The sequence below is a fragment of the Deltaproteobacteria bacterium genome (assembly GCA_021737785.1).
In the GTDB taxonomy this organism is placed as follows: domain Bacteria; phylum Desulfobacterota; class DSM-4660; order Desulfatiglandales; family Desulfatiglandaceae; genus AUK324.
In genome coordinates this window covers 21,837-48,777 of record JAIPDI010000042.1, presented here as the reverse complement: position 1 = coordinate 48,777, position 26,941 = coordinate 21,837, and the positions used below count along the sequence as shown (strand labels likewise).

The window sequence follows — 26,941 nt, the reverse complement described above, 5'->3', positions numbered from 1 at the left end:
CCGAAAACAGAGATATCCGAGACAAAATTGCGGGCCTGATCCGGGAACATACGGGGCTGACAAAGGTGGTGAAGGAGAAAGCGGAGGCAGAGGCGTCCTGACGCAATATTCGGATGACGGATTGAGGAATTGGGGGATTAGAAATTTAGGAATTGAGGGATTGAGGAATTAAGGGATTGAAGCATTAAGGGATTGGGATGATTTCCTCTAATTCCTAAATTCCTGAATTCCCAAATCCCTAAATTCTTCAGTTCCCAAATTATATGACACGTAAGGTGGATCAATGAATTTCAGGGAAATCAGGAAGGCTTTTCTGGATTACTTCAGGGCCCATGGCCACCGGATCGTTGACAGCTCGTCGCTGATCCCGCGGGATGATCCCACACTGCTTTTCACCAATGCGGGGATGGTCCAGTTCAAGGGGGCCTTTCTGGGGGAAGAGAACCTGGGATATACCCGAGCGGCCACATCACAGAAGTGCATGCGTGCCGGCGGCAAGCACAATGATCTCGAAAACGTCGGATACACCCCGAGACACCATACCTTTTTTGAGATGCTGGGAAATTTCTCCTTCGGCGATTACTTTAAGGAGGAGGCGATCGAGTGGGGATGGGAACTGCTGACCAAAGGGTATGGACTTCCGGCTGAAAGGCTCCATATCACCGTGTACAGGGATGATGACGAGGCCTACCGGATCTGGGAGGAGAAGATCGGGATTCCGACGGACAGGATCGTGAGGCTGGGGGAAAAGGATAATTTCTGGGCCATGGGAGATACCGGGCCTTGCGGACCCTGTTCGGAGATTCATATGGACCAGGGTCCGGCTGCAGGATGCGGAAAGCCCGAGTGCGCCCCCGGGTGCGACTGCAATCGCTTTCTGGAGATCTGGAACCTGGTGTTCACCCAGTTCGATCGGGGTCCGGACGGTACCCTGACTCCCCTTCCTCGGCCCAACATCGACACCGGGATGGGGCTGGAAAGGATTACGGCGGTTGTTCAGGGGGTCCCCTCCAATTATGATACCGACCTCTTCAGGGATATCCTCCTGCGCATCCAGGAGATATCTCAGCGGCGATACGGGGGCCGGGACAGAGAGGATGTGGCCTTCCGGGTGATCTCCGATCATGCCCGGGCCGCCGCCTTTTTGATCGGCGACGGGATCATCCCTTCAAATGAAGGACGGGGGTATGTCCTGAGGCGGATTATCCGGAGGGCTCTCCGCTTTGGGCAGGTTCTGGACCTGAAGGGAGCATTCCTCAGCTCTGTCTGCGGCAAGGTCATCGATGTCATGGGCGAGGATTACGCCGAGCTGATCCGGGCAAGGAGCCTGATCGAGGGGGTGGTGGAAAATGAGGAAAGACGCTTTTCCGACACCCTCAACTACAGCATGCGGGTGCTGGAAGAAGAGATAGGGAAATTGCGGGCAAAGGGGCTCGATACCATCCCCGGTGAGGTGGCCTTCAAACTCTATGACACCTACGGGCTCTCCCTCGATATTGTGGAAGACGTGGCCCGTGACGAAAACCTGACCGTGGACACGGACGGCTATGGCAGATCCATGTCCCGGCAGAGGACCCTGTCCCAGGAATCGTGGAAGGGAAGCGGGGAGGCGGAGGTCCCGGCGACCTTGCGAAGGCTCCTGGGCCGCGGGCTTGTCAGCCGCTTCGTGGGATATGATCGCCTGGAATCGGAACCGGTGATCCTCGCCATGGTGGCGGATGGGAAAGAGGTCCGGTCAGTCGCGGCCGGCGAAACGGCCGAGGTGGTCCTGGACCAGACCCCCTTCTACGCAGAATCGGGGGGGCAGACAGGGGATCTCGGCTGGCTTAGGGGCCCTGCGGCAAGGTTCCGGGTAACGCAGACAGTGAAGGCCGGCACCGATCTCTTTGTCCACAGGGGCTTTGTGGAGACCGGTGAGTTGACCGTCGGCGAGAGGGTCGAGGCAGCGGTGGACCTTGAAAGGCGGAGGGCCACGGCCAGTAACCATACGGCCACCCACCTCCTTCACGCGGCCCTCAGAGAGGTGCTGGGCGATCACGTGAAACAGGCAGGGTCTCTGGTCTCCGCAGACAGGCTTCGATTCGACTTCAGTCATTTTACCCAGGTGTCTTTGGAAAAAATCGAAGAGATCGAACGTCTGGTGAACCGGCATATCCGGGACAATCTCCCGGTTCAAACCCAGGTGATGTCAAAGGAAGAGGCCATGAAAACCGGGGCCATGGCCATCTTTGAAGAGAAATACGGCGATACGGTCAGGCTGGTCACCATCGGCGACGGGATCAGTATGGAACTGTGCGGGGGGACCCATACGGAACGGACCGGTAATATCGGTCTTTTCCGGATTGTCAGTGAAGGTGCGGTGGCCGCCAATATGCGCCGGATCGAGGCCCTGACGGGCGAAGCCGCTTTTGAATATACCCTGCAGAGGGACCATGGACTGAGGACCGCGGCCTTGCTGCTCAAGACGACGCCGGACCAGGTGGGCGACAAGATCGAACGGGTATTGAAGACCCTGAAGGAAAAGGAGCGGGCGGTCGAAACCCTCACCGCCAGACTTCTTACCAAGAGATCGGATGACCTCCTGGCAGGTGGCCGGGAGATCAAGGGCATCCGGGCCATCGCCCGGGAGGTGGAGGCCGGTTCGCCAAAAGAGCTTCGGGAATGGGCGGATCGGGTGAAGGATAAGCTGGACTCGGGCATCGTCCTTTTGGGCGCAAGGTCAGACGGAAAGGCGATGCTGATTTGTCTGGTGACCCATGATTTAACGGGAACGTTCCATGCGGGCGAAATTATCCGGCAGGTATCGGGCCTAGTGGGGGGAAAAGGCGGCGGTCGGCCGAATATGGCCCAGGGCGGCGGGGATCAACCGGAAAAACTGGGCCAGGCCCTTGAGACCTTGTATGGGCTAATTGAAAATAGTATGAATAGAGTGGGTTAACCGGCCCCACCAGGACAGCTCTTCGGGCGTTTCGGCGATCTTTTCCCTGCATATCTTGATCTTTTCCAGGGACTCATGATATTGCCCGACATCGGGATAGTGTTCGATCAGATACAGATATCGTTCCATGGCCGGCCGGTATTTCGCCATCTTGAAATAAAAATCACCCACATACATCTCATGCTCGGCCAGTTTTATGTAACACTCCCGCACTTTCCGGCGGGCCTTTTCGGCATAGGGGCTCCTCCGGTGCATCTTGATGAGCCGCTCGAAATCCTCCTGTGCCTTACGGGTGTAGGACTGATCCCTGTCGATGGTACTCACCCGCCTGAAATTGCACATCCCTTTCCGGAACATCACATAGGGGATATTGGGGTTTCTGGGATGAAGCTTTTCAAACTCCGTATATCCGTCATAAGCCTCGTCAAAAAGCTCTTTTTCGTACTGGGCGTCGGCCATCCTGAGTTCGGCCTCGGTGGCGTATTTACTATACGGATACCGGTCCTTTATCTTCTGAAACATCTCGGCCGCAGTCTCGAAGTTACCGTCGTTGAATTCCTCCATCCCGTCGGCCATGAGTTCCGCAGGGGTCAGCTCTTCCCCCCCGCCAAAGATGCTGTTCCAGAGGGCACATCCGTTCAAGAGGAGGAGCAGGCAGATCCCCACAATCAATTGCAGGATCCATCTGTTAGATCTGGGAGTGGGTATGGCAGGCGGCATTTATATCCCGTTTTCCAGGTACCTTTCTGCGGCAAAGGCGGCTGTCGCGCCTTCCCCTACAGCAGTGGATATTTGACGAAGCAGCTTGGACCGGATATCGCCGGCGGCAAAAACTCCCGGGCTAGAGGTTCTCAGGTCATTATCGGTCACCACAAAGCCGTAACCGTCCAGTTCCAACAGGTCTTTCACCAGCTCGTTATTGGGATCGTAGCCCACAAAGACGAAGACACCATCCACCCGCAGCCGGGACAGGTCGCCTGATTTCACATGCTTCAGCTCGATTTCCTCCACCCCTGCCTCGCCGAGGATGCGATGGGGGATGGTCCCCCATTCAAATGCTATTTTTTCCTGGGCGAACGCCCTTTCCTGAAGCAGCTTTGTGGCCCTGAGTTCATTTCGGCGATGCACCAGATGGACCTTGCTGGCAAACCGGGTCAGGTACAAGGCCTCCTCGACGGCCGTATCCCCCCCCCCGATGACCGCCACTTCCCGGTCCCGGTAAAACGGCCCGTCGCACGTGGCGCAATACGAAACCCCCTTGCCCGTCAGCCGCTCTTCCCCTTCGACGGCCAGTTTCCGAGGTGTGGCGCCGGTGGTCAAGATCAGGCTTCGGGCCTCCAGGGTTCCCTTATCCGTGACCACCTCCTTCTTCTCCGGGGTGAGATTGAGTCGGACGACCTCCTGGCTCTGGATGATGAGTCCGAAGTTTTCCGCCTGGCGTTTCATCCGGTCCATCAACTCAAAACCAGAGATTCCTTCGGGGAAGCCGGGGTAATTTTCCACCGTATCCGTGAGCAGCACCTGTCCGCCGGGGCTGAGTTTCTCCAGCAGCAGGGTTTTCAGCCGTGACCGGGCAGCATACAGGCCGGCGGTGAGGCCCGCGGGCCCGCTGCCGATAATGATCAAATCTTCCATATCATCGCCAACATATTCCAAACAACCCCCCGCCTTCATTCCGTCAGGGTTAGCATCTTTGGTGGTAACTTCTCCGCGCCATGCGGAGAAGTTGGCGCCTTATCGGTAAGCGTTCAAAAATTGCCGGGAGTTGCACCCATACCCTTTTGGTTGCGGCGGTCAGGCCGCCTTGGGGGGATACGTGAAATGCCTACAACAGTTTTTTCAATTCTTTCTCGATATCGCCCTTGGGCAGCGCCCCAACAAGGGTGTGGGCCACTTTGCCATCCTTGAAAAGGATGAGGGTCGGGATACTGCGGATGCCGAATTTGGCGGGCGTTTCACGGTTTTGATCCACATCCATCTTGGCAATCTTTATTTTTCCTTCATACTCCTTTGCCAAAGCCTCAACGGTCGGCCCCACCATCTTGCACGGACCGCACCATTCCGCCCAGAAGTCCACCATGGCAGGAATATCCGCCTGAACAATTTCCTTTTCAAAATCTGCATCCGATACATGCAACAGATCGGCCATATTTTTATCTCCTTTCAATGCAACATTGTCATACCGTTTCGGTAACCGGGACCCAAACAGGGTTTATCAAGAGCAGCCGGGCGCTGTTCATAAACTCATCTCACCCCACTTAATAAGAAGAGACAGAATCGCGTCTGAGGTTACACCCGATAGAATAATTTTGAATGCGGGTACGTCTACCCGGCGGGTTGTTCCAGCAGTTTATTCAGGTTATTGATGATGGTCACCGGTACCGGTCCGGAGTGGGTGTAAAGATCCAGCACCTCATGAGAAACCTTAAGCTTCTTCTCCACCGTTTCCCAGCTGATCCCCTTTTCGTCCACTTGTTGCATAAGTTTGATAAGCTCTTCAGAGTTCATGGTCATCCTCCCTATTTTTTTTTGGGTGGGTTCAGGTCGGGGGGGTAGATGAACTTCGGGTCCATCTCGTACGTCCACGGGAGCCCCCACCACTGCCATCCATAATGTCGTCTATGGTTGAACCCATAGATCTTATTTCGTTTAGCAAGCTGCCGGTAGAATTTATGCTTGTTGCTGTCGGAAAAGAAGGGGAATTCAGGCCCTTCAAAACCGTTCTCCACATCATAGACCTTCTTGAAACCGGCATTCATGAGTTCTTTTGCCGCAAGTTCGCTCCGCAGGCCGCTCCGGGAGATAATGAGAAGATTGTCTGTCTGCTTGAAGACCTGGGTGATTTCTTTTATAAAATCCTTGTTCTTGATGTTAATGGGGTATTCATAAGTGTCATTGGTTTTTTTCAGTTCCGAACTCATGAACATAAAGGGAAACAGGTATGCATTGAGAGGATGCCCCACAAGCTGATACTCTTCCCGGGTTCTGACATCGATAAGGTAGGTGTCAGGGACGGTATTGAGCATGTCGTAGGCCTCAATGCACAATATCTTTTTGGGGTCGTCCGCAAAGACGGCGCCGGAGAGCAAGAGGAGTAACCCAATACTGAGTACGCCGCCTGCCAGGATTGGAAGAATTTTTTTGTTCATGGGATCATCTTTTCTGTTATTTTCCGGATCAGCGGTCCGCCTCGAATCCGGCGGCCGGGGCATGAGCCCAACGGCGGGAGATTCAAGAAACACTTGAGTTTAAATCAATAATCCAGTACCGTAGGTTTGTCAATGAAAAACCGGCGATGTCGAGACAATTCAACACGCCCAATATCCAACAGCGCGACGATCAGGAGCATATGCCCTGTCTCGGGAGGGGGAGTATTCAGCATGGTTGCCAGTAATGTCTATTTTTGCAATCTCAGGACCTCTATGAAGGAAAATCTTCCGGCTAAATTGAAGCGGCTCATGGAAGCTGCGGGTCTGAACAGTATCATTGCGGCCAGGAACCTGGTCGCGATCAAGGTGCATTTCGGCGAGAAGGGGAATGCCGCTTTTATCCGGCCCATTCTGATTCGTCCGATCGTGGACGCGGTCAAGGATCTTGGGGCATCTCCTTTTTTGACCGATGCAAACACGCTGTATGCCGGTACACGGGGGAACAGCGTCTCTCATCTCATCACCGCCATGGAAAACGGATTTGCCTATTCAGTGGTCAACGCGCCCCTCATCATTGCGGACGGGATCCGGGGCGCCTCCTACGCAACGGTAAAAACAGGGCTGGAGATCATAAAGACCGCCTACATCGGAAAGGAGATCGCAGAAGCCGAGGTCTTGATCAGTGCGGCCCACTTCAAGGGGCACGAGCTGTCCGGTTTCGGGGGTACCATCAAAAATGTGGGGATGGGGTGTGCAGCCAGGAAAGGGAAGCTTGAGCAGCATTCGGATCTGTCGCCCAAGGTCAAAAAGAAGAAATGCATCGGCTGCGGGGAGTGTGTGAGCCACTGTGCGCAACATGCCATATCCCTGAATGAAGGAAAGGCGGGCATTGACCCTGAAAAGTGCGTGGGCTGCGGCGAGTGCATCCTGATCTGCCCGAACGGGGCCATCGATGTCCAGTGGAACGCCGATATCCCCCTGTTTCAGAAAAAGATGGCGGAGTACACATCGGCTGTGTTGAAGGGAAAGAGGGAGAAGTCCTTTTTTCTGAATTTCCTTACCCATATCTCTCCTGCCTGCGACTGTTACGGGCATAACGACGCCCCCCTGGTTCCCGATATCGGCATCCTGGCGTCCAGAGATCCTGTGGCCATTGATCAGGCCTCCGTGGATCTGGTGAATCAGCAGGTGGCGAGTGAAGGCTCGTGCCTCACGGGATGCAGGGAGTCGGGTGAAGATAAATTCAAGGGCATCTATCCCAAGATAGACTGGACCGTTCAGCTCAATCATGCCGAGTCGATAGGGCTTGGGAGCCGAGAATATAAGCTGGTGACGATTTGATCTTTTTCGAGACAATTCCAAGTGGGACGAGAGAGCACGCTTTTGATTGACGAATCGCTTCCCCCGGGCTATAAGAGACGCGCTGTCCAACGGCATGGGTGCTGCACGGATGCCGCCATGCCAAAAGTTGCCGGATCTAAAGGAATGCCATACCATGAAAAAGGATGAATTGATAAAGATTCTTAAAAAAGTCCTGGAAACAGATGCAACCCTCGATTTTTTGAAAAAACTGGAAGAGAAAGAGATCGAGACGCTGGTGGCCTGCGTCAGAGACAAAGTGGATCAGGGATAACTGGGATGACTGAGTGGAATGCGGGCAGACTTCTGGAGGTCTCGGGAAGCTACTGGCAGGCATGCACCTTACATGCGGGCGTCAAATTAGACATTTTTTCTATGATAGAGGCCGGCAATGCCGGCGCTGAAAAAATAGCCGAACATCTCCCCTCTGATGTGAGGGGAACTGCCGCGCTTTTGAACGCCCTTGCAGCCATGGGGCTTATTGAGAAGACCGGGGAGCAATATGTCAACACCCCCTTCAGCAGGAACTTCCTGGTTAAGGATTCTCCTCAATATATCGGCTACATGGTGATGCACCACCATCACCTGGTAGAGGCATGGGCACGGTTGGATCAGGCGGTCATATCCGGCAGGCCCGTTCGCGAAAGGCGCCATCCGGACCCTGGAGAGCGAGAGAGCTTTCTTATGGGGATGTTCAACATGGCCATGGGAATTGCCCCCCGTCTGCCAGGCATCATCGATCTGAAGGGGAGGGGTCATCTCCTTGATTTGGGGGGCGGTCCCGGCACCTATGCCATCCATTTTTGTCTCGCCAACCCCGGTCTGAGGGCAACGGTGGCCGATCTCCCCACGTCCAGGCCGTTTGCAGAAAAGACCATCTCCGGTTTCGGCCTCTCGGACCGAATCGCCTTTGTCCCCTGCAATTACCTCCAGGACGACATCCCCGGGACTTACGATGTCGCATGGCTGTCCCACGTGCTTCACGGCGAAGGGCCCGATGAGTGTCAGATGATCATCAATAAAACGGTTTCGACCCTTTCTCCGGGCGGGGTGATGCTGATCCACGACTTTATCCTGAATGACACATCGGACGGGCCGCTTTTCCCGGCTGTTTTTTCCCTCAATATGCTGGTGAATACCGAAAAGGGTCGCTCCTATACCGACCGCCAGATTCGGGAGATGATGACAAAAGCCGGACTGGGCCGCATCAAAAGGCTGCCGTTTGAAGGCCCCAACGCCTCGGGTATCATTTCCGGCATTCTCTGATGTAGAAGGCGCGAGGCGCGAGGCGCGAGGCGTTAGACATAGGGTGTTTATCTGGAAATCAAAACATCCCCCAATCCATCAATCCCTAAATCCCTAAATTCCCAGATTCCTCAATCCGCAATTCCTCAATCTTCGACCACGGTTTCACTGAGGAAGTTGCGCTGTGTGGTTTTCCCCGATGTCTCAAATCCCTGAATCCAGGCGTTGACCCTCTCCTCTCCATAGGCCGCCTTCCAGGCAGTCACAATGACATCCACCGGGATGTCCGCATAGGTCCCGTGATCCACCACATATTCCATGAACAGCTCCTGCTCCAGATTGTACGGGTGGAAAATGGAATCCTCACGACCGTTGAACTCGAGGGGGGCTACCCGGTGCCGCTCACACAATTCCTTATTGAAGGCCGGGGTCGCCTTGACCCATCTGTTTTCCAGATAGAACTCCACGTACCCGTGGTAGACAAAGAGATCTGATCCCAGGAAATCGAGGAGCTGCCGGGTGGCCAGGTGATTCTTGACATCGGCAAACCCAATCCGTGAGGGAATGCCGCAGGCCCTCCCCAGGGCGCAGAGGAGGGAGGCCTTGCAGACGCAGTAGCCCCGGCCGCTTTTCAGGACGTTGCTGGCCCGGTAATGTTGAGGGAGATAAAATGGATAGTAGGGATCGTACCAGATGCCGTCACGGACGGCGTAATAGAGATTTACGGCCCGTTCCATCATATCCCGCGTATTCTCCGTTGCGGCGGCATAATCTTTGACCGCGGGGTGATCGCTGTCAATAATGGAGGTGGGGGCCAGATATTCGGGGAGAATCGGGTTCATGTGGGCTGCTCCTTGTACGCGCTTGTCCTTTGATGTAAAGGTCTATTCTTCAAAAGAATACCTACCAGGTTGCCGGCGACGGTGGGCATTTTTTCCTTGACACGTAGTTACGATGTAGCTAAATTGTAACCATATATTTTCCTGATTTTCATCCATAGAAATGTAAATTTGTAATATATTATAGATAGTTGCGTTTTTTAGTCCAGCTGCGGGGATCAGGAGCACAGCTTAACAGAAATGCCCGAAGAAAAGAAACCCAAAAAAGAGAAAAACGGCGCTCCGGACCCTGACCGCGGCAAGGTCAAGCTGGAGGTGTACGGTGAAGAGATGGTCGAAAAGGTCGTGAGGCAAAGCGGCAACAGCGGGCGCGTCTATCTGCCACCGGATTGGGTGGGATGCCGGGTCAAAATCATCAGGCTCAATTAGCCACGTTGAATTTGCTATGAATGAACAGGTTGAAAATCTGGAGATCAGGAGGATTCAGGTCGGGGATGCCGCTGATATCAGCAGGATTCAGTCGGCCATTACCCAGTCACCCGTAACCATTGATTTCAGATATATTATTGAGGACCAGGTACGAAAGGGCGAAGATGCCAGCTTCGTGGCCGTGAACAATGGGAAGGTGGTCGGCTACATGATCAGCTACATCGTGTTCGGCGGCTTCGGGCTTGAAAAGGGGGCCTGGATCGCTACCCTCGGCGTTGACCCCAAATTTATGGGCCGGGGTATCGGAAAAAAACTGGCAGAGGCCATACTGGCGGTATACCGGGAAAAGGGGATCAACGACATCTATACCTCGGTCCGGTGGGATTCTGTGGATCTCTTGTCCTTTTTTAAGACGCTGGGTTTTGACCGGAGTAACTTCATCAATCTCCGGAAAGAATTGGAGGGTTGATCGTTGCGCCCGGCCCGGCTGTTCCCTCCAGGTGAAGACCGGGCCGGTTCCACATCAAGGACATTTTCATCGACGCACTCATGGAATGATGGAGTGATGGGATGTCAACGTGAATTTTTCCCAATTAGGCACTGCCGCATCTTCCCATGGCCCGTTATTCCATTCCGGTATTCCAACATTCCCATCGGGGCGAGGCCCTAAGTGTGAAGAGGTAAAAAATGAGGTATGCAGAGACAGGATTCAATTTAGAAATTGATCTCACCCGGGGAAACATCGAGCGGGTGGAAACCGACCCGAGAGACACCGAACTGTACCTGGGGGGACTGGGCACCAATGCCAAGATATTGTGGGATCGGGTCCCCCCTGAAGTGGACCCGTTTTCTCCGGACAATCTACTCATATTCGGCGCCGGTCTTTTATGCGGCACGCCTGCAACCGGATGCAACCGTACCATTATTTCCACTATTTCGCCTCAGACCCGGTTGATGGCGTTTTCCATGATGGGGGGATTCTGGGCCCCGGAATTGAAGCATGCGGGATATGACAAGGTGATCCTTCGCGGCAAGTCCCCGGACCTGGTCTATTTGTGGATCAACAATGACAAGGTGGAAATACGCGACGCCTCTCACCTGAAAGGGAAAGGCGCGGTTGAATCCGCGGAATTGATTCAACAGGAGTTGAACGAGCCGAGGGCCCAGGTGGCGGCGATCGGGTTGGCCGGTGAAAACAGGGTCTACTTTGCTTCCATCGAGCAGGGGAGGTCCAGCGCCAGCCGGGGAGGCATCGGGGCCGTTATGGGCGACAAAGGGGTCAAGGCCGTTGCGGTTCGGGGGACCAAAGACATCAATGTTGCCCGACCGGAAGAATTCATGGAACTCTGCAATCAGGTCCTGGAGTATATCAAATGGCGCAATGAACATCCTATTCCAGGGGTCATGCCCATTCTGGCAGGGCTTGGATCGCCGCAGGAGATGAAGGTCCATGACGAGAAGTGGCATACCGAGAATTTCATGTGGGGCAATTCACGTATCCGCCAAAAGGATTTCTGGAACGAAGAGATCGCACAGGAGTGGGCGCAGACCCTGGACAGCATGCGGACGCGGCTGATCAGCTGCTACAACTGTCCCATGACATGCGGGGCCACCATTTCCCCTCCGGGCCTTCCCACCTACATGATGAAATGCTTCTCCAAACTGACCTATACCATGGCGGCCTTCGCAGACCTGGAATTCGGTCTGGGCATTGCCCAGAGTGCGACGGAGTACGGGGTGGACGGATTTTCAACCCCTCAGGTGATGGCCTTCGCCCTCGAGCTCTACGAGGACGGAATCTTAACGGATGATGATTTTCCTGGAATGCCGTCGGACAACGAGGGGAGATTTTACTGGCTCCTTGACCGGATTGTCCGTCGGGAAGGGATCGGAGATGTCCTGGCTAACGGGACCTACTGGGCGGCCAAAGAGATCGGCAAGGGGGCGGAGGCCTATGCGCATAATAATATCAAGAAACATGAGCAGCTCCCCCTCAAACTGTCCATGCTGAATCCCATCTATTTCCTCATGTATGCCACCGGCGAGAAGATAAACATCACCCAGATTGAAGGGCAGTTTCCCCAGGCCCCTTTCCCCACGAGGGAGGATCGGGAGGCCTTTGTCAAGGATTGGTTCCAGGTGCCGGATGAGAAGTTCAAACAGTATTTTCTGGACTGGGAGCTGCGGGGGGAAAATTCCATCCCCTATTATCCGACCCCTGAAATGTGCTGTGATATTGTGGACTGGCAGGAGCGGATGCACTATATCGATGACGCCCTCGGCATGTGCGCGGGTCTGTCGTCATTCCCTCTGAAACCGCCCTATCATATGCACAATTATCCTCAATTCATCTCCTCAGGGGCCGGTATCGAGATGGATGAAGAACTGCTGACGCAGGCCATTAAGAGATACCGGACGCTGGTGAGGGCCAATAATATAAGAAGAGGCATGCGGAGAAAAGACGAGAAGCCTCCGAAGGATCATTGGAAGAAAAGATTTCCCGAGCTTGAAGAGAAGCTCCTGGATACGTACTACCAATTCAAGGGATGGAATGAGCAGGGGATTCCTACCCAAGCGTCTTTACATGAACTGGGTCTGGATTACGTATTCGAAGATTTTGAAAAGAGAGGGGTTTATTCAGATCGTCCGGATGCCCTTTCCCAGGAGACCTCGGCGGAAAAAGAGAAGGAGGCATAGCCGTGGGTGATAAAAACAAGAAAATCATCAAGACCATAAAAGTCAATGCTGATCTGTGCAACGGGTGCCGGGCCTGCGAGGTGGTCTGCTCGGCCTTTCACGCGCAGCCGAAATACAGCAGCAATAATCCGGCCAGGTCCCGTATTCGGATCATCCGTTATCCGCTCAGAGACATCTATGTCCCGGTATACGCGGGCGAGTATACGGCAGCCGAATGCATGGGCAGAGACAAGTATGTCATTGACGGGAAGGAATACGAAGAGTGCGCCTTCTGCAGGGCCTCCTGCCCATCCAGGGACATTTTCAAGGAGCCGGACTCGGGTCTTCCGCTTAAATGTGATATGTGCGAAGGCGAAGAAGAGCCCTTGTGCGTGAAGTGGTGTCTGGTGGACGCCCTGACGTACGAGGAAAGGGAAGAGGAAGCGGAAGAAGCGGAAGAGCAGAAGGAATTGGATATCGGGTTGGAATCGCTGGCCCAGAAGTACGGGGCCCAGGAACTCATGGATGCCGTTGCCCGGTTGTCGATGAAGGCATAGACCCTTCAGTTTGAAAAAGAGGATCAAGAAATATTGTGGAGAATGTAGCTGATTACAAAGAGATCGTTGATGTCATCAAGGCGAGCGGTGGAGACGCCTTCAAGAGATGCTTTCAATGCGGATTGTGCGATGTGGTCTGCCCGTGGAATCGGGTGCGGAACTTCAGTATGCGCAAGATCGTCCGGCAGGCGACCTTCGGTATGACGGATATTGAAAGTGAAGATATATGGCTGTGTACGACCTGCGGAAGATGCCCCCAGCAGTGCCCGAGGGATGTACAGCAGATAGACTCCGGAATCGCCCTGCGGAGGATTGCCACGGAATACGGTGTCTTCCCAAAGGCGGTCCAGCCTATCCGCACCATCAGAGGAAGTCTTGTCGGTGAAGGCAACACCTTGAGTGAAGAACGCGCCAAGAGGGGGGATTGGGCCAAAGGACATTCTGTAAAAGAATTCACCGAGGGGATGGAGATATTATATTTTCCCGGCTGCTATCCCAGCTATGACCCCAGATTAAAAAAGGTGGCGGTGGCCACAGCGGGTATTCTTAACCAGGCAGGGGTGGATTTCGGGATACTGGGTCCAAAGGAAAATTGCTGCGGAGAGAGCATTCGAAAGACGGGCGATGAAGAATTATTCAAACGCCTGGCCAGGGAAAACATAAAGACCTTCATCGATCATGGGGTGAAAAAGATCCTTGTTTCTTCTCCCCATTGCTACCATACGTTCAAGAACGAGTATCCCGAATTCAGTGTGAACTTTGACGTGATCCATATGTCCGAATATTTATTTCAGCTCATTCATGAGGGAAGACTCGAGCTGAAAAAGGAGTATGCGAAGAAAGTCACCTATCATGATCCCTGCTACCTGGGTCGGCACAACGGCATCTATGACGAGCCCCGGGAGGTCCTGAAAAAGGTGCCCGGATTACAGTTGAGTGAAATGCCCGATTGTCGGGTAGACAGTCTCTGTTGCGGAGGGGGAGGGGGCAGGGTGTGGATGGAGACCCAGAAGGGTGAACGATTTTCCGACCTCAGAATAGAACAGGCGGTGGAGGCCGGGGCTGAGGTCCTGGCGACCTCCTGCCCGTACTGCATCACCATGTTCGAGGACAGCAGAATAACCATGGGTATGGATGAAAAGATAGAGGTTAAGGACATTACAGAGATTATCGCGGAAGTGATTTAGTATTGGAATTGAGGAATTCAGGGATTGAAGGATTGAGGGATTTAAGAATTTTTTCCCAACCGATAAGTAAAACTTTATGGCTTTGTGCCTTTGTGTGAGAATTTTTTAGATTTGATAAAGGCGGATAAAAGTGGAAAACGAACAGATTGAGCGGCTTTGTAAAAGTTTTAAGGACAGCAATTTTGGAGACGTCATGGTGGTGGGCGGCGGCATCAGCGGCATTCAGGCCTCGCTCGATCTCGCCACCGCGGGGTTCAAGGTCTACCTGGTGGAGAAATCCCCTGCCATCGGCGGGCATATGGCCCAGCTGGACAAGACCTATCCCACCAATGACTGCTCCATGTGAATCCTCTCACCCAAACTGGTCGAGGTCGGCCGGCACCCGAATATAGAGGTTCTCACCTATACGGAAGTGGAAAGGGCAGAAGGGGACGCAGGGAATTTCAAGGTCACCCTGCTCAAGAAGCCGAGGTACATTCAAGAGGACAAATGCACGGGATGCGGCACCTGCGTGGAATACTGCCCGGCCCAATATCCTGATCCGTTCAATCAGGAGATATCCCAGAATAAGGCGGTACACATATACTTCGCCCAGGCCATTCCCCTGATCTCGTATATTGATGAAAGCTGTCTTTACCTGAAAGAGAAAAAATGCCGTATCTGCGAGGCGGTCTGTCAGAATGACGCCGTCGATCTGGAGCAACAACCGGAGAAGATGGAAATAAACGTGGGGGCGATTCTCCTATCGCCGGGCTATGAACCGTTCGACCCCGGAATCAGGGGCGATTACGGCTATGGAAAATATGCAAACGTGGTCACCAGCCTTGACTTTGAACGGCTTTTGTGCGCCACCGGGCCCTACGAGGGGGAGATCCTGCGGGCGTCCGACAAGAAGCATCCCCATAAGATCGCCTGGATTCAATGCGTGGGGTCCAGACGGGTGACCCCGGGCGACAACAGCTATTGTTCCGCTGTGTGCTGCACCTATACCCAGAAACAGGTGATCCTGGCAAAAGACCATGACGCAGAGGCCGAGTGCACCATATTCCATAACGATATCCGATCCTACGGCAAGGATTTTGAACCATACTACCAGCGAACCGAACAACTCCCCGGGATCCGGGTTATCAGAAGCTACGCATCCGTTGTGAGAGAGGTTCCGGAGACCAAGAATCTCATCGTAAAATATTCGACCCCGGACGAGGGCGTCAAAGAGGAGGAATTCGATATGGTGGTCTTATCCGTCGGATTGAATCCCCCTGCCGACGCAACGGCCCTGGCCGATCGGTTCGGGATCGACCTCAACCCACACGGATTCTGCCAAGCCGAGCCTTCCAATCTGATGGAAACCACCCGACGTGGAATATTTGTGAGCGGCGCCTTCCAGGGCCCCATGGATATCCCCGAATCGGTCTTTACCGCCAGCGGGGCAGGTGCCCAGTGCGGCGAATTCCTTGACTACCGGCGGGGAAAACTGACCAGAGAGAGGGTCTATCCGGAAGAAAAGGATGTAGCCCAGGAGGCGCCGCGTATAGGCGTTTTTGTGTGTCATTGCGGGGCCAATATCGGAAGGATCGTCGATGTGCCCTCCACCGTTGAATATTCCCTGACCTTGCCCCATGTGGTCTACGCTCAGGAACAGCTCTTTTCCTGCGCGACCAATTCCGCCAAAGAAATAACCGATATGATCGAGGAAAAGGGCCTTAACCGGGTGGTGGTCGCCGCCTGTTCCCCCAGGACCCTTGAGCCTTTGTTCCGCGACACCCTTCGGGAGGCGGGGATCAATCAATATTATTGCGAAATGGCCAATATCAGGGAGCATGATTCCTGGGTCCACTCAAAAGAGCCGGAAGAGGCCACCCGGAAGGCACAGGACATTATCCGGATGTCGGTCGCCCGATGCGCACTATTGGAGCCGTTGCAGGAAATCGATCTGCCGGTCAACAAGACGGCCTTGGTGGTGGGCGGCGGTATCGCCGGCATGACATGCGCCCTCTCCATCGCCAGCCAGGGGCACGAGGTTTACCTGGTGGAAAAGGCCCCAGACCTGGGGGGGATGGCCAGGAGAATCCATACCACCCTGGAAGGGCTGGACGTCCAGGCCTATCTGGGGGATCTGGTGCGCAAGATCTACCAGCACCCCCGGATCCATGTCTATACCGATGCCGTTATTAAGGAGGCGACCGGGTATGTGGGAAATTTTGTGACCACAGTGACGTCGGACCGAGGGGTCACAGAGATCAAACATGGCGCCACCGTCATCGCCATCGGTGCGGATGAGTACCGGCCGACCGAATATCTCTATGGAGAGGATGACAGGGTCCTGACCCTGCTGGAGTTGGAGGGGCACATCGCCAGGGAGGAAGAAAAGATCATCAATTGCCGGAACCTGGTGATGATCCAGTGCGTCGGGTGCCGGAATGAAGACAGAAATTACTGCAGCCGGGTATGCTGCAGCCAGGCGGTCAAGAACGCGCTGAAACTGAAGGAAAAAAATCCCGAGATGGATATCACTATTCTCTTTCGGGATATGAGAACGTACGGATTGAAAGAGGACTTTTACCGGGAGGCGTCCAATAAGGATGTCAAGTTCATCCGCTGGGAGCCCGGGGATGCCCCTCAGGTGGAGGCAACAACCGCGGAAGGGAGGCCTGTCTTGAGGGTGAGCGTGACCGATCCCATCTTAGGAGAGAAGCTGGCCATCGATGCCGACATCCTTGCCCTGGCCGCGGCGGTCATCCCCCCCGCCGGAAACAAGGAGATTGCGCAATTGTTCAAGGTCTCTCTGGGACCGGATGATTTTTTCAAAGAGGCCCATGTCAAATTGAGGCCTGTCGAGTTCAGTGCGGAAGGCGTCTATCTGTGTGGTACGGCCCATTATCCCAAGCATATATCAGAGACCATCAACCAGGCCTACGGGGCCGCAGGCAGGGCCTTAACCCTTCTTTCCAATGATATCGTCACCGTCTCAGGATCTGTGTGTGAGGTGAATGAGAAAAAATGCATGGGGTGCGGGGCGTGCGTCGAAGCCTGTGTCTATGGCGCTGTCGAGTTTCGTGAGACCCGACAGGGGAAAAAGGCCGTAGTGAATCCTGTGATCTGCAAAGGAGACGGCCTCTGCAATGCCAAGTGTCCGACCGGGGCCATCAGGCTCAAGCACTTTACCGACGAAGAGATCATGAGCCAGATCGATGCGGTGGGTCCGGAGGAAGAGGCCCTGTCGCAGTTTGATATGGCGGTTGGAGACGTGTAGACCCCGATGGGGGAGTGCCGGGGACGTGAGATGTGGGATGGGGGTGCAGGATAAAGGGCCCGCGATCGCACATCACAGGTGAATGACGACAGCCGGGATTGCCAATAAAGGAGTTATAGACGAATGCGTGCGGGAGTTAAATTCAAGCCCAAAATATTAGGTTTTGTGTGCCATTGGTGAGCATACGGGGCCGCTGACCTGGCTGGAGTTTCCAGACTGCAATATACAACGGATGTCAGGCTGATTCGCGTGATGTGTTCCGGCAGAGTCGACCTTGAATTTGTTCTCAGGGCCTTCTCCAGCGGGCAAGACGGCGTGTTTATCGGTGGTTGCCGTTTGAATGAGTGCAATTATGTGACGCATGGAAATTACCATGCACTCAACATGGCGCTTCTCTGCAAAAGGATAATGGAATACATCGGGCTGAACCCGGAAAGGCTGGGCATCCGGTTCATGTCTGCCGGGGATGGGATCCTCTTTGCCGAAGTGATGAATGACTTTGGAAAAAAGGTGAAAGCGTTAGGCCCCCTGGGCACGAGCGAAGGAATCGATACCCGTGAGTTGAAAACCAAAATTGAAGAAGTCTCAAAGCTCGTCCCTTATATCAAGATGGCAAAAAGGGAGAAACTGGATACCCGTCTTACAAACCCGGAAGACTATGACGGATTTTTCACCAGCGACGAAATCGAGGCCTTGTTTCGTGAAGCGCCTTCGTACTATATTGATCCGGAAAAGTGCCAGGCGTGTATGATTTGCGCCAAGAAATGTCCTGTAGAGGCAATTGAAGGCGGCAAGAACCGGATTCATGTGATCGATCAGGAGAAGTGCATTAAATGCGGCACCTGCTTTGAGGCCTGTCCCCCCCGTTTCGCCGCGGTGACGCGAATCGTGGGCGGCCCTGTTCCCCCTCCTATTCCTGAGGAGGAAAGGACGGTGGCCAGAAAGAGCAAAAAAGAGTAACCGGGACGAGAGAGATTCTTTGGAGACCCTATGAACGAGAGCGCTGTCAAAATTCGACTCATGAAGGCCGACGATTTCGACGCTGTGGTGGAGATCGACGAGAAGATACTCAAGGCCTCCAGGCCCGAGTATTATGAATCAAAGTTTGAAAAGCTTTTCAAGTCCAAGGATTACCTCCCGGCTTCCCTTGTGGCTGAAGATGAAGACGGGAAGGTGGTGGGGTTTGTCATGGGGGAGATTTACATGGGCGAGTATGGTATTTTTCAGGAAGAAGCCAGACTGGATACCATCGGCGTCGACCCCGGCTGCCAGCATACGGGAATCGGCGAGCAGTTGATGAACGAGTTCATGGATCATTTGAAAAGCGTCGGCGTTCACAAAGTAAACACCCTGGTCGACTGGAATAATTCAAACCTGATCCGCTTCTTCAGCGCGAACCGATTCAGCCCGTCCAAGACCATTAACCTGGAACGAAGCTTTTGATGCGGATTCGGTGATACGGTCCTTTCTCAGATCCCTCGCTTTCAGGATTGTTCTGCCGGTCTTCTAAAATATCCGTCCAAGCCGTTACGCGGATTCGTGCGCATCCCGCACACAGCGGGACTGTGCGAATGAATCCGCATCTGCAGCGGCAGCGCCAACAACAAGACGCGTCTGCATGTCTTCAAAAAACGGGTTCAGAACGGGCCGTCACGCTGTTTTTCGACAATTCAGAATGGCATGGATGTTTTTTTCGGCCCAGTCGTCAATCCTTCTTTCATTTTCAACATAGCTGATAATCCTATCGGATATATGCCGGCCGTTAACCAGGGCCTGTGCGGTCTTCTCTCCGGCTATTTTGGGTTTAAAGGGGTTTGCATACACAATCCCGTCTTCTTCTCCAAAGCCCTTCTGGGTCAATACCCTGGACGCGCCGCTCGTGCCCAGAACAAGGATGCCCCGATCCCCGGGACGTTTGTACTTCTGCGACAGGATATATTCAAAAGCGACCAGGTTCATCCCGTCTTCAAGGGGGGTGACGAGCATGGCATCGACTTCCTTCATAAACCGATAGTTCTGAGGCGAGGGTATCCCTTTGTCGATATGGGTGATCGGAGCGCCCGGCAGTTTCGCATTCATTTTCGAAACCTCTTCGCTCAGTACGGTATTGAGGTATTGATAATGGGGGTTATCCATCCTGCTCGGGATCGATACCTGATAAAAATGGGCATCCTTCTTTAACCCTTTCAATTTTTGGAATGCATGATAGAAGATGTCCAACCGCTCCACCAGCCCCTTGGTATAATCACACCTCTCAAGACCGCCAAAGATATATTTGTTCTGTTTTCTGTCATGTTTGATTTTCCGATAGAGGCTCTCTCTCCCTAATCTATAATTCAATTTGTTCTTTGCCGAAACCTCGGCAAGGATATTATCCACATCCAGACCGATGGGTATCGGCATGATGGTGGTCACCCGATCCTGGTGAAAGATTTCATAGGATTGATCATTTATCCGGATTTCGACGGGAAACCATTCTTCAAGTGCCTCCAGGTAGTGATCGCAGAATTCCTTGGTGTGAAACCCGATAAAATCATTGGCAAGCAGACCCCAGGTCAATTTCTGCAATACACTTTCAACGGATTCCCCGAAGGGCTCATAAATCTGAGTCTTGACCCTTTTTCTCTTGTCTTCCCGAATGAGCCCCTGGATTTCATGAATATTGAAAAAGGGGGTGTGCATGAACTGACCCACATGGATTCTCCTGTTGATCTCACTCGAAAGTCCCCCCTCCTTAAGCAATAAATTGGAAATCTCGGCAATTTGCATCAGGTGATAGTCCTGATTCCAAACCACAACGTCATCTCCTTCTTCCCAGAGTTCTCTGCTCTTTCGAATCTCATCGACGATGGTGTTGGCAAAGGTGACGGCACTGCTTGTATACTGCACGAAATCGTTCTTTTCAAAAAATGGCCTGGGAAACACACCGGTCTTCTTGTAAAAGAGGGGGGCCCGGGTAAGGTGTAAGAGAGGCCAGAGGAAGCCATTGGCGAAGTTGCTGTAATAACTGTGCATATGCCGCGTGTCGAACAAGACGAACCGCATGTAAAAATCATAATTCTGATATCTGAAACGCATCCTGTTGTCGGGTTCAATCTCGATGTGGGGAAAGTGTTTCGGGGCAATCCCGGCCTTGGTCATCCTATTGAATAACCGCGTATAATGACCTCTGGCAACATCGATATCCCTGTCGCCCAATGAGGCGCCAATCCATGTGGTGGTCCAGGCGCCCGGTTTCAAAAGCCCGGACATTGCCTGAACCAGACCCCCGGCTCCGAACTCGGGCGAGTCCGGGAGTTTCCCTGTCTTCAGAGAATTCCGGGCGTCCTTAAGAAACGTTTCTGAAAAGCTGAAGGGCCCCCTGTTTGAAATAATGACCAGGTCGCTCATATGCTGTATCCGATAGTTAGTACCCGAACGGAAACCCGGGAAATCAAGAAGCAGGCAAATGTGAGAATCCGTTTTGTTAAGCTTAAATTTATTCCATCAATTTTCAATATTCAATTCTTCAATATTCAGTGCCTGAACGGGGTTTTCCTTCAGGCACCAGTTACCATATGGGAGTCGGTGCGGCCCGTCTGAGGCGGACGCATTATCGACGCCGCAGGAGGGATGAGGGGTTAATCGAGTTCAATGCGTTCCGATTTACCGTTGAAAAGGGCGAGAATCAAGGTCAGATATTCCCTTAATTGCCGTGTAATGAGGAAATTCTCACGTACAAACTCCTTTGCCGTCTCTCCGATCCTGTCCATGATCTCTCGGTTGTGGAAAAGATATCGAATCCGGAGCGCGGCACCTTCAGGCGTGTTTACCAAAAACCCCGTGTAATGATTTACCACCTGTAACCGAATCCCCCCGGTATCCCCTCCTATCACCGGTTTTTTCTTCCACATGCCTTCGGTGACCGTCAGCCCAAAACCTTCTTTAGTGGATTTCTGTATGACAATGTCTGCGCAGCGTTGAAGGGCGTTGATCGTACGGAATGCGTCCCCGGGCAGGAGGAGCACGTGAATATCCGGATTATCCACGGCAGCCAATCGGACCTCCTGCAAGACTTCTTCCCCTTCGGGATCATCTGTGGCCCCTCCTCCCGCAAGTACCAGCTGCAAGGGGGCAACAAATTTCTTTGCAAGCTGAAACGCGTGAATGACGCCGAGGGGATCCTTAAATCGATCGTAACGAGAAACCTGGAGAATCATCGGCCTTTCAGGGTCGATTTCAAACCGGTTCTGTACGGCTCTGATTTCTTCCTGGGATAATTGAATATTTTTCTCGTGCAGCGGATCGATGCTCGGGGCGATAATATATGCAGGGTGCGGGAGTTGCTGGGCGAAACTTGAGATGGAAAATATGCTTGCATCATATTCTGAGACGAAGTTGCTCAGATATCGCCACACCGGCCTGAAGGGCTTGCTGGCATCCACATGGCATCGCCAGACCCATTTCCCCCTGCGGTTTGGAAAATGTTTGATCAAGGCAGCGGGTTGCGGGTCGTGAACAATAACAAAATCGGCGTCTTCCAATGGCTCTCTCAGCTTTTCGGCTGTTTCTGCATTGGTCTCTTCGTATATCGTGAGATAACTTTCAGGTATACTGACCTGATTCCCCTGGATGGCATTATGAAAGCTCTTCGTACATTGATAAAAGGCGCTTTCGCCGGTGATGACTTCCCACCGGGTTTCGATGCCAAGCTCCTGCATCAGGGGCACCATCTTCTGCAATATTTCGGCAACACCTCCTCCCATCCGGGTCGCGTTAACGTGCACCAGACGGAGTCCTTTCAAAGGCCGGGCCAGCTGCCGTAAATGCTCAATGACATCCCTCCCCGCGATCTCTGCATATTTTTCAAGCAGGCTGCTCTCTTTCACAATTCCTCTTTCTGAAAATAGGTCTCGAAAACCTTTGCCAGCTCCTCACGCAATTTTCTCAAGGAGGTAAAATAAGGACATATGTCATTGATCATCCGGCATAGCACCTGATACTCCTCTCCGGAATTCATCAGCCAATTTTGAAAATCATCCAGAGAGTTGAGACTTCGGCGTCTCGCATCGATAAAATGGTAAAATATCGATCCGACGGATATCCCGGGCATGATATGGAGGAAATCTTCCGGGGTGTTGGCTGTCATCCTGGTATCAAAGACGACAATCTGGTGCTGAATGAACTCGAATTGATCATCTCTTTTGGCCCAGGTGGGAAAGGCGATTTCATCCAGGCTGTCTTCGATTGTTTCGATAAGTTCCGTTCTGATCAGTTCCATTGATCCGAATGTCGTGGGATCTATAACCGCCAGCCTTTCCGCAAGGCTCTTGTTGTTAAGGCTGTGGGCCACCCAATGGGCAAAGTCGTTATGGTATTCGGGATCATTAAAACGAGGCCTCAGCAAACCGCCCCAGAAATGATAATAGATGCTTCCGGGATCGATAGACCGCAAGTGCTCTCGCAGTTCTCGCAAATTTTGAGCCCTTTTTCCGGAGGCAATGGCAATTAATGCACAATCCTTGATGGAAAAGGGAGGTATTTCGGGATTACTCAAGGTAATTTCCTTCTATCCTGTAGATTGGTCATCGAACCGACCCGGCTCAGGCGGATGGGGTGACCCGCCCTGTGTCATGCGTGCCGTGGTCATAAACCGCTTCACCCTTGAACGCTCAGTCTGCAGAATCCTCGAATTCTGAATGTCGAAGAAAAGTATAACAGCTTATATTGACAAAGTAAATGGGTTAAATCCCGTATACGATCCAACCCCTTTATGTATGGAAAAACAGGCGTAGCGCTTGGTTACCGCACCGTTGAAATTCAAGAATGGCGCATCAGGCGAACCGTGGTGTGCTCTCCTTGTTCTTCCGATGGTCAGCATGGTTGCTGCACATGTATTGACAACCTGAGCGCGGAATAATCGTCGGAACCCGGATCCAAAGTGGCCATAATGAGCTGAAAAGTGCATTCATCCAGATCCAAATCATCCCAGCCCAGGGACTGCATCTCCGCTTTCAGTTCCTCAAGGGGGATCCAGGGATCCACGGCAATGATCTGAAGTGCATTCCGGATGCAGGCAGGGATGACGTCGATGGGCAGACCTTTGTCTGACAAGCGGTCTATCAAAGCTCTGATGACGAGGTCCATTTCATATCTCCGGTTCCGTTCTCCAGTCCTATTAATCAGAAGATTGGAAACGCCCTATGCGACGCCTCTAGCTCCTTATTTGTTTCACGGTCTGTCCGATGAAAAGGGGGATCAGGCTCATCCCGAAGATGACCCCCCATCCCGATATGCCGGGGGGCGCCATCTGGAGTGCTGTGGAAATGCCTGGAAGATAGACGGCTGCAACCAGCAACGCAGAACAGAGTCCCAATGCCCCCCACACAAAGGGATTCCGTGTGACGTCGTTGCGTATGAGACGGGATCCCTTATCTCTCATGTTGAACACGTGCCAGAGCCTGGCAAATGCCAGGGTTAGAAAAGACACGGTTACTGCCTTGTCCGTGTCCATCTCCAGCGAGGCAAGTGCGATGTAAAAGGCGACCAGCACGCATGCCGAAATCAAGAACCCGTATCCTCCGATGGCGATCCAATGCCCGCGGGTAAGAATCGGCTCCTTTGAATCGCGGGGCGGGCGGTTCATTTTAGAAGAATCCCCTTCCCCCACACCCAGCGCCAGGGCAGGAAAGACGTCGCCGATCATGTTCAAATAAAGGATCTGTAACGGCAGGAGGGGCAGAGGCGCCCCGGCCAGCAGTGCAAATGCGACGATCATCACTTCGCCCACGTTGCCTGAGAGGAGAAACAGAATAAATTTCCGGATGTTGTCGAAGATGGCCCGTCCCTGCTGAACAGCCACCACAATGGACTTGAACGCGTCATCCTTCAATACAACATCTGCGGCCTCCCGTGCCACCTGTGTCCCCCGCCTCCCCATGGCCACGCCGATGTCCGCCTTCTTAAGGGCAGGCGCATCATTAATCCCGTCGCCTGTCATCGCCACGATAGCGCCGTTTTTCTGATGAAGCGCAATCAGGTCCAGCTTCTGTTTTGGACTCACCCTGGCGAAAATAGACGCCTGTAAGAGTCTATTGCGTTGATCCTGGGAAAGCTCATCCGGATCTCCTATATCTTTACCGTGGATCACCCCGGTTCCATCTTCGTCCGTCAGGTTCAGCACGGAACCGATATACCTCGCCGTCACCGGCTGATCCCCGGTAACCATGATTACGCGGATGCCGGCCTCCCGACAGGCCTGAATAGCGCCCGCCACATCTTTCCGCGGCGGGTCCACGAGGCCGAGAAGGCCGAGGAAGACGAGATTCTCATACGGTTTCTCATCCCTCGATTCCGTATGCTTGGTTGCCACAGCCAGTACCCTGAGACCTTCTTCGGCCATCCGTCCGTTGGCATCCAGCCATCTTTCCCGCGTTTCCTTGTTCAGTTCCGTATCTCCCTCTCCGGTTCGCATTCGGGTGCACACCTCCAGCACCGCCTCGGGCGCCCCCTTCACGGCCACGAGATATTGGCCGTTGACCTTATGAAATGTGGCCATCATCATAACGTCCGGGTCAAAGGCCTCTTCCCGTTCCTCGGGCATGGACTGGAGCAGGTCGGCCCGGGGCCATCCCGCGCCCAGGCCGGCTTTGAGGAGCGCAATCTCCATCGGATCCCCCACCCCGTCCCCGTTTTCTCCGGAGGATTGCCGCCCCAGGTCCGCATTGTTACAGAGGACCCCCACCTGCAGGGCCTCCCGTAATACAGTATCATCGGAAGGATCCACTTCCTGATCGCCTGACAGAAATCGGAAATCTTCCCCCGCTGTCCCCCGGATCTCGATTTCCTCTATTTCATTCCGATGTTTTGACGGCAGGAGGAGCTGAGAAAGGGTCATTCGGTTTTCCGTCAACGTACCCGTCTTGTCGGTACATATGATGTTTGTGGCGCCCAGGGTCTCCACGGCAGAGAGGCGGTTTATCAATGCATTGCGGCGAGACATCCGCCACATCCCCCTGGCCAGGGCAACCGTGGCGACAATCGGCAGCCCCTCGGGAATGGCCGCAACGGCAAGGGCGATGGATGTCTCGATAATGAGGAGAATCTCCCTTTGAGCAATCAGACCGGTGACGATCAATAATGCCGCAATGGCCAGGGTAATCCAGATGAGCCGGTAGGCCAGGCTGTTGAGACGTTTCTCCAGGGGGGTCAGTTCCTCTTCAGCCTCCTGGGCCATAGAGGCGATGCTGCCCAACTCGGTCTGCATCCCCGTGGCGGTCACGATTCCCCGTCCGGAGCCAATGGTTACCGCAGTCCCCTTAAAGACCATGTTGCGTCGTTCGGCCAACGGCGTGTCCTTCTCCAGCTGGGAGATCTCTTTGGAAATTGCCATGGATTCACCCGTGAGGGAAGACTCATTGGTCTGAAGTCTGGATGCCTCAAAAAGCCGCAGATCGGCGGAGACCACGTCTCCGGCCTCCAGGTGAGCGATGTCGCCGGGGACGAGATCCCTTCCTGGGATTTCCCGAAGTTCTCCTTCCCGGAGGACCTTGGCCGTGGCGTGACCCATGCGATGAAGCGCCTCCATAGACCGGACCGCCTTCAGTTCCGTAAAAAACCCGATGAGACCGTTGATCACAATGGCTATGGCGATGGAGACGCCTTCCAGCAAGCGGCCGAAGGAAAATGAAAGGCCCGCAGCCAGCACCAGGAGGGCCACAATGGGGTTTTTGCCCTGGTTCCACAGGATCACCCATGCGGATTTTTTAGGGGTGGTCTTGAGAAGATTGGGTCCGGCCCGGCTCCGCCGCTTTTTCACCTCCGCAGGCCCCAGGCCTTTATCCGCAGAAACCCTCAGCGCCTCGGCCACCTCTTCCCAGGGGGATGCCCAGGGTGCTTTCAAGGAGTGTTCTGAATTATTCGTCATGATCTTGAAGACCCAAAATGCTCTCTGCCCAAAGGAATTTATATGAAATTCGGCTCAGGTGGTGCCGGTTATTGGATATCGGGCATGGTTACCCGTTAATGGGCAACAGGGTTGGACCTGTGTCAGTAAGTTCTCCGCGTGGTGTCCCGCAAGGCGGGATTGCCACCAAAGATTCTAAGGCGGACAGGCGCCCGCAACCGAACAGGTTTCACCTAAGTCCCGGAAGCGTTCCGGACGCCCGTGGGGGCCTCTGCCCAAGAGCTGCAAAAACCGAATACAGCTCCTGGGGACGGCAGCAGGGCTTTACAATACAGTCTGTTCCAGCCCCAAGCACAGCCTTTCATGGGACCGTATGTCCTTGCTGCCTTTCCGTAAACATTATTCGGAGCCCGGGGGCGGCCGCC

23 protein-coding genes are annotated in these 26,941 nt (G+C 53.6%); 12 read left to right on the top strand and 11 right to left on the bottom strand.

The window, feature by feature from the left end; genetic code table 11:
* Nucleotides 1-283 precede the first annotated feature (283 nt).
* The gene (gene alaS, locus K9N21_18210; GenBank protein MCF8145848.1) at nucleotides 284-2,938 is read left to right on the top strand and encodes an alanine--tRNA ligase; all 2,655 of its coding nucleotides are present in this window, start codon (nucleotides 284-286) and stop codon (nucleotides 2,936-2,938) included.
* Here alaS and K9N21_18205 read toward each other — a convergent pair.
* The 5 genes from K9N21_18205 to K9N21_18185 all read right to left on the bottom strand — a co-directional run bounded on the left by K9N21_18205 (nucleotide 2,906) and on the right by K9N21_18185 (nucleotide 6,087).
* Nucleotides 2,906-3,658, bottom strand: a complete 753-nt coding sequence (locus tag K9N21_18205) for an outer membrane protein assembly factor BamD (protein ID MCF8145847.1) — start codon at nucleotides 3,656-3,658, stop codon at nucleotides 2,906-2,908. The two genes, alaS and K9N21_18205, sit on opposite strands and share 33 nt — an antisense overlap.
* Complete coding sequence (trxB, locus tag K9N21_18200; protein ID MCF8145846.1) at nucleotides 3,659-4,573, bottom strand: thioredoxin-disulfide reductase; 915 nt, start codon at nucleotides 4,571-4,573, stop codon at nucleotides 3,659-3,661.
* A gap of 190 nt (nucleotides 4,574-4,763) precedes the next feature.
* Nucleotides 4,764-5,087, bottom strand: a complete 324-nt coding sequence (gene trxA, locus K9N21_18195) for a thioredoxin (GenBank protein MCF8145845.1) — start codon at nucleotides 5,085-5,087, stop codon at nucleotides 4,764-4,766.
* Nucleotides 5,088-5,263: 176 nt separating this feature from the next.
* Nucleotides 5,264-5,446 carry a hypothetical protein gene (locus tag K9N21_18190; protein MCF8145844.1) on the bottom strand — a complete coding sequence of 61 codons (183 nt, stop codon included), beginning with the start codon at nucleotides 5,444-5,446 and terminating at the stop codon, nucleotides 5,264-5,266.
* Nucleotides 5,447-5,457: 11 nt separating this feature from the next.
* A complete protein-coding gene (locus tag K9N21_18185) occupies nucleotides 5,458-6,087 on the bottom strand; it encodes a hypothetical protein (protein MCF8145843.1) in 630 nt (209 codons plus the stop codon).
* A 231-nt stretch (nucleotides 6,088-6,318) separates the two neighbouring features.
* Here K9N21_18185 and K9N21_18180 point away from each other — a divergent pair, with 231 nt between their 5' ends.
* The 3 genes from K9N21_18180 to K9N21_18170 all read left to right on the top strand — a co-directional run bounded on the left by K9N21_18180 (nucleotide 6,319) and on the right by K9N21_18170 (nucleotide 8,712).
* Complete coding sequence (locus K9N21_18180; protein MCF8145842.1) at nucleotides 6,319-7,428, top strand: DUF362 domain-containing protein; 1,110 nt, start codon at nucleotides 6,319-6,321, stop codon at nucleotides 7,426-7,428.
* 154 nt (nucleotides 7,429-7,582) lie between these two features.
* Nucleotides 7,583-7,720, top strand: a complete 138-nt coding sequence (locus K9N21_18175; protein ID MCF8145841.1) for a hypothetical protein — start codon at nucleotides 7,583-7,585, stop codon at nucleotides 7,718-7,720.
* A 5-nt stretch (nucleotides 7,721-7,725) separates the two neighbouring features.
* A complete protein-coding gene (locus tag K9N21_18170; protein ID MCF8145840.1) occupies nucleotides 7,726-8,712 on the top strand; it encodes an SAM-dependent methyltransferase in 987 nt (328 codons plus the stop codon).
* Nucleotides 8,713-8,837: 125 nt separating this feature from the next.
* On the opposite strand, the gene K9N21_18165 is transcribed toward K9N21_18170, so the two are convergent.
* Nucleotides 8,838-9,509, bottom strand: a complete 672-nt coding sequence (locus tag K9N21_18165) for a transglutaminase-like domain-containing protein (GenBank protein MCF8145839.1) — start codon at nucleotides 9,507-9,509, stop codon at nucleotides 8,838-8,840.
* Nucleotides 9,510-9,770: 261 nt separating this feature from the next.
* Between K9N21_18165 and K9N21_18160 the strand changes: the two genes are divergently transcribed.
* The 8 genes from K9N21_18160 (at nucleotide 9,771) to K9N21_18125 (ending at nucleotide 19,075) form a co-directional block, all read left to right on the top strand.
* The gene (locus tag K9N21_18160; GenBank protein ID MCF8145838.1) at nucleotides 9,771-9,959 is read left to right on the top strand and encodes a DUF2080 family transposase-associated protein; all 189 of its coding nucleotides are present in this window, start codon (nucleotides 9,771-9,773) and stop codon (nucleotides 9,957-9,959) included.
* A 16-nt stretch (nucleotides 9,960-9,975) separates the two neighbouring features.
* Nucleotides 9,976-10,428 carry a GNAT family N-acetyltransferase gene (locus K9N21_18155; protein ID MCF8145837.1) on the top strand — a complete coding sequence of 151 codons (453 nt, stop codon included), beginning with the start codon at nucleotides 9,976-9,978 and terminating at the stop codon, nucleotides 10,426-10,428.
* 218 nt (nucleotides 10,429-10,646) lie between these two features.
* On the top strand, nucleotides 10,647-12,656 hold the full coding sequence (locus K9N21_18150; GenBank protein ID MCF8145836.1) for an aldehyde dehydrogenase: 2,010 nt from the start codon (nucleotides 10,647-10,649) through the stop codon (nucleotides 12,654-12,656).
* Between the two features lie 2 nt (nucleotides 12,657-12,658).
* Complete coding sequence (locus K9N21_18145) at nucleotides 12,659-13,192, top strand: (4Fe-4S)-binding protein (protein MCF8145835.1); 534 nt, start codon at nucleotides 12,659-12,661, stop codon at nucleotides 13,190-13,192.
* A gap of 35 nt (nucleotides 13,193-13,227) precedes the next feature.
* A complete protein-coding gene (locus K9N21_18140; protein MCF8145834.1) occupies nucleotides 13,228-14,379 on the top strand; it encodes a (Fe-S)-binding protein in 1,152 nt (383 codons plus the stop codon).
* A gap of 130 nt (nucleotides 14,380-14,509) precedes the next feature.
* Nucleotides 14,510-17,632, top strand: a complete 3,123-nt coding sequence (locus K9N21_18135) for an FAD-dependent oxidoreductase (GenBank protein MCF8145833.1) — start codon at nucleotides 14,510-14,512, stop codon at nucleotides 17,630-17,632.
* 123 nt (nucleotides 17,633-17,755) lie between these two features.
* Nucleotides 17,756-18,592, top strand: coding sequence for a hydrogenase iron-sulfur subunit (locus K9N21_18130; GenBank protein MCF8145832.1), 837 nt, complete (start codon nucleotides 17,756-17,758; stop codon nucleotides 18,590-18,592).
* Nucleotides 18,593-18,622: 30 nt separating this feature from the next.
* Nucleotides 18,623-19,075 (top strand): GNAT family N-acetyltransferase, encoded by a 453-nt coding sequence (locus tag K9N21_18125; GenBank protein MCF8145831.1) that lies wholly within the window; start codon nucleotides 18,623-18,625, stop codon nucleotides 19,073-19,075.
* A gap of 207 nt (nucleotides 19,076-19,282) precedes the next feature.
* Here K9N21_18125 and K9N21_18120 read toward each other — a convergent pair whose 3' ends face one another.
* From K9N21_18120 to K9N21_18100, 5 genes are all read right to left on the bottom strand, one after another.
* The gene (locus K9N21_18120; GenBank protein MCF8145830.1) at nucleotides 19,283-21,022 is read right to left on the bottom strand and encodes a trehalose-6-phosphate synthase; all 1,740 of its coding nucleotides are present in this window, start codon (nucleotides 21,020-21,022) and stop codon (nucleotides 19,283-19,285) included.
* A gap of 230 nt (nucleotides 21,023-21,252) precedes the next feature.
* Complete coding sequence (locus K9N21_18115) at nucleotides 21,253-22,500, bottom strand: glycosyltransferase (GenBank protein MCF8145829.1); 1,248 nt, start codon at nucleotides 22,498-22,500, stop codon at nucleotides 21,253-21,255.
* Nucleotides 22,497-23,168 (bottom strand): DUF5752 family protein, encoded by a 672-nt coding sequence (locus K9N21_18110; GenBank protein MCF8145828.1) that lies wholly within the window; start codon nucleotides 23,166-23,168, stop codon nucleotides 22,497-22,499. Before K9N21_18110 ends, K9N21_18115 begins: the two co-directional genes overlap by 4 nt.
* Nucleotides 23,169-23,485: 317 nt before the next feature.
* Nucleotides 23,486-23,758 (bottom strand): hypothetical protein, encoded by a 273-nt coding sequence (locus K9N21_18105; GenBank protein MCF8145827.1) that lies wholly within the window; start codon nucleotides 23,756-23,758, stop codon nucleotides 23,486-23,488.
* Nucleotides 23,759-23,825: 67 nt separating this feature from the next.
* Entirely contained in the window at nucleotides 23,826-26,537 is a 2,712-nt protein-coding gene (locus tag K9N21_18100) for a cation-transporting P-type ATPase (protein MCF8145826.1), read from the bottom strand.
* Nucleotides 26,538-26,941 lie beyond the last annotated feature (404 nt).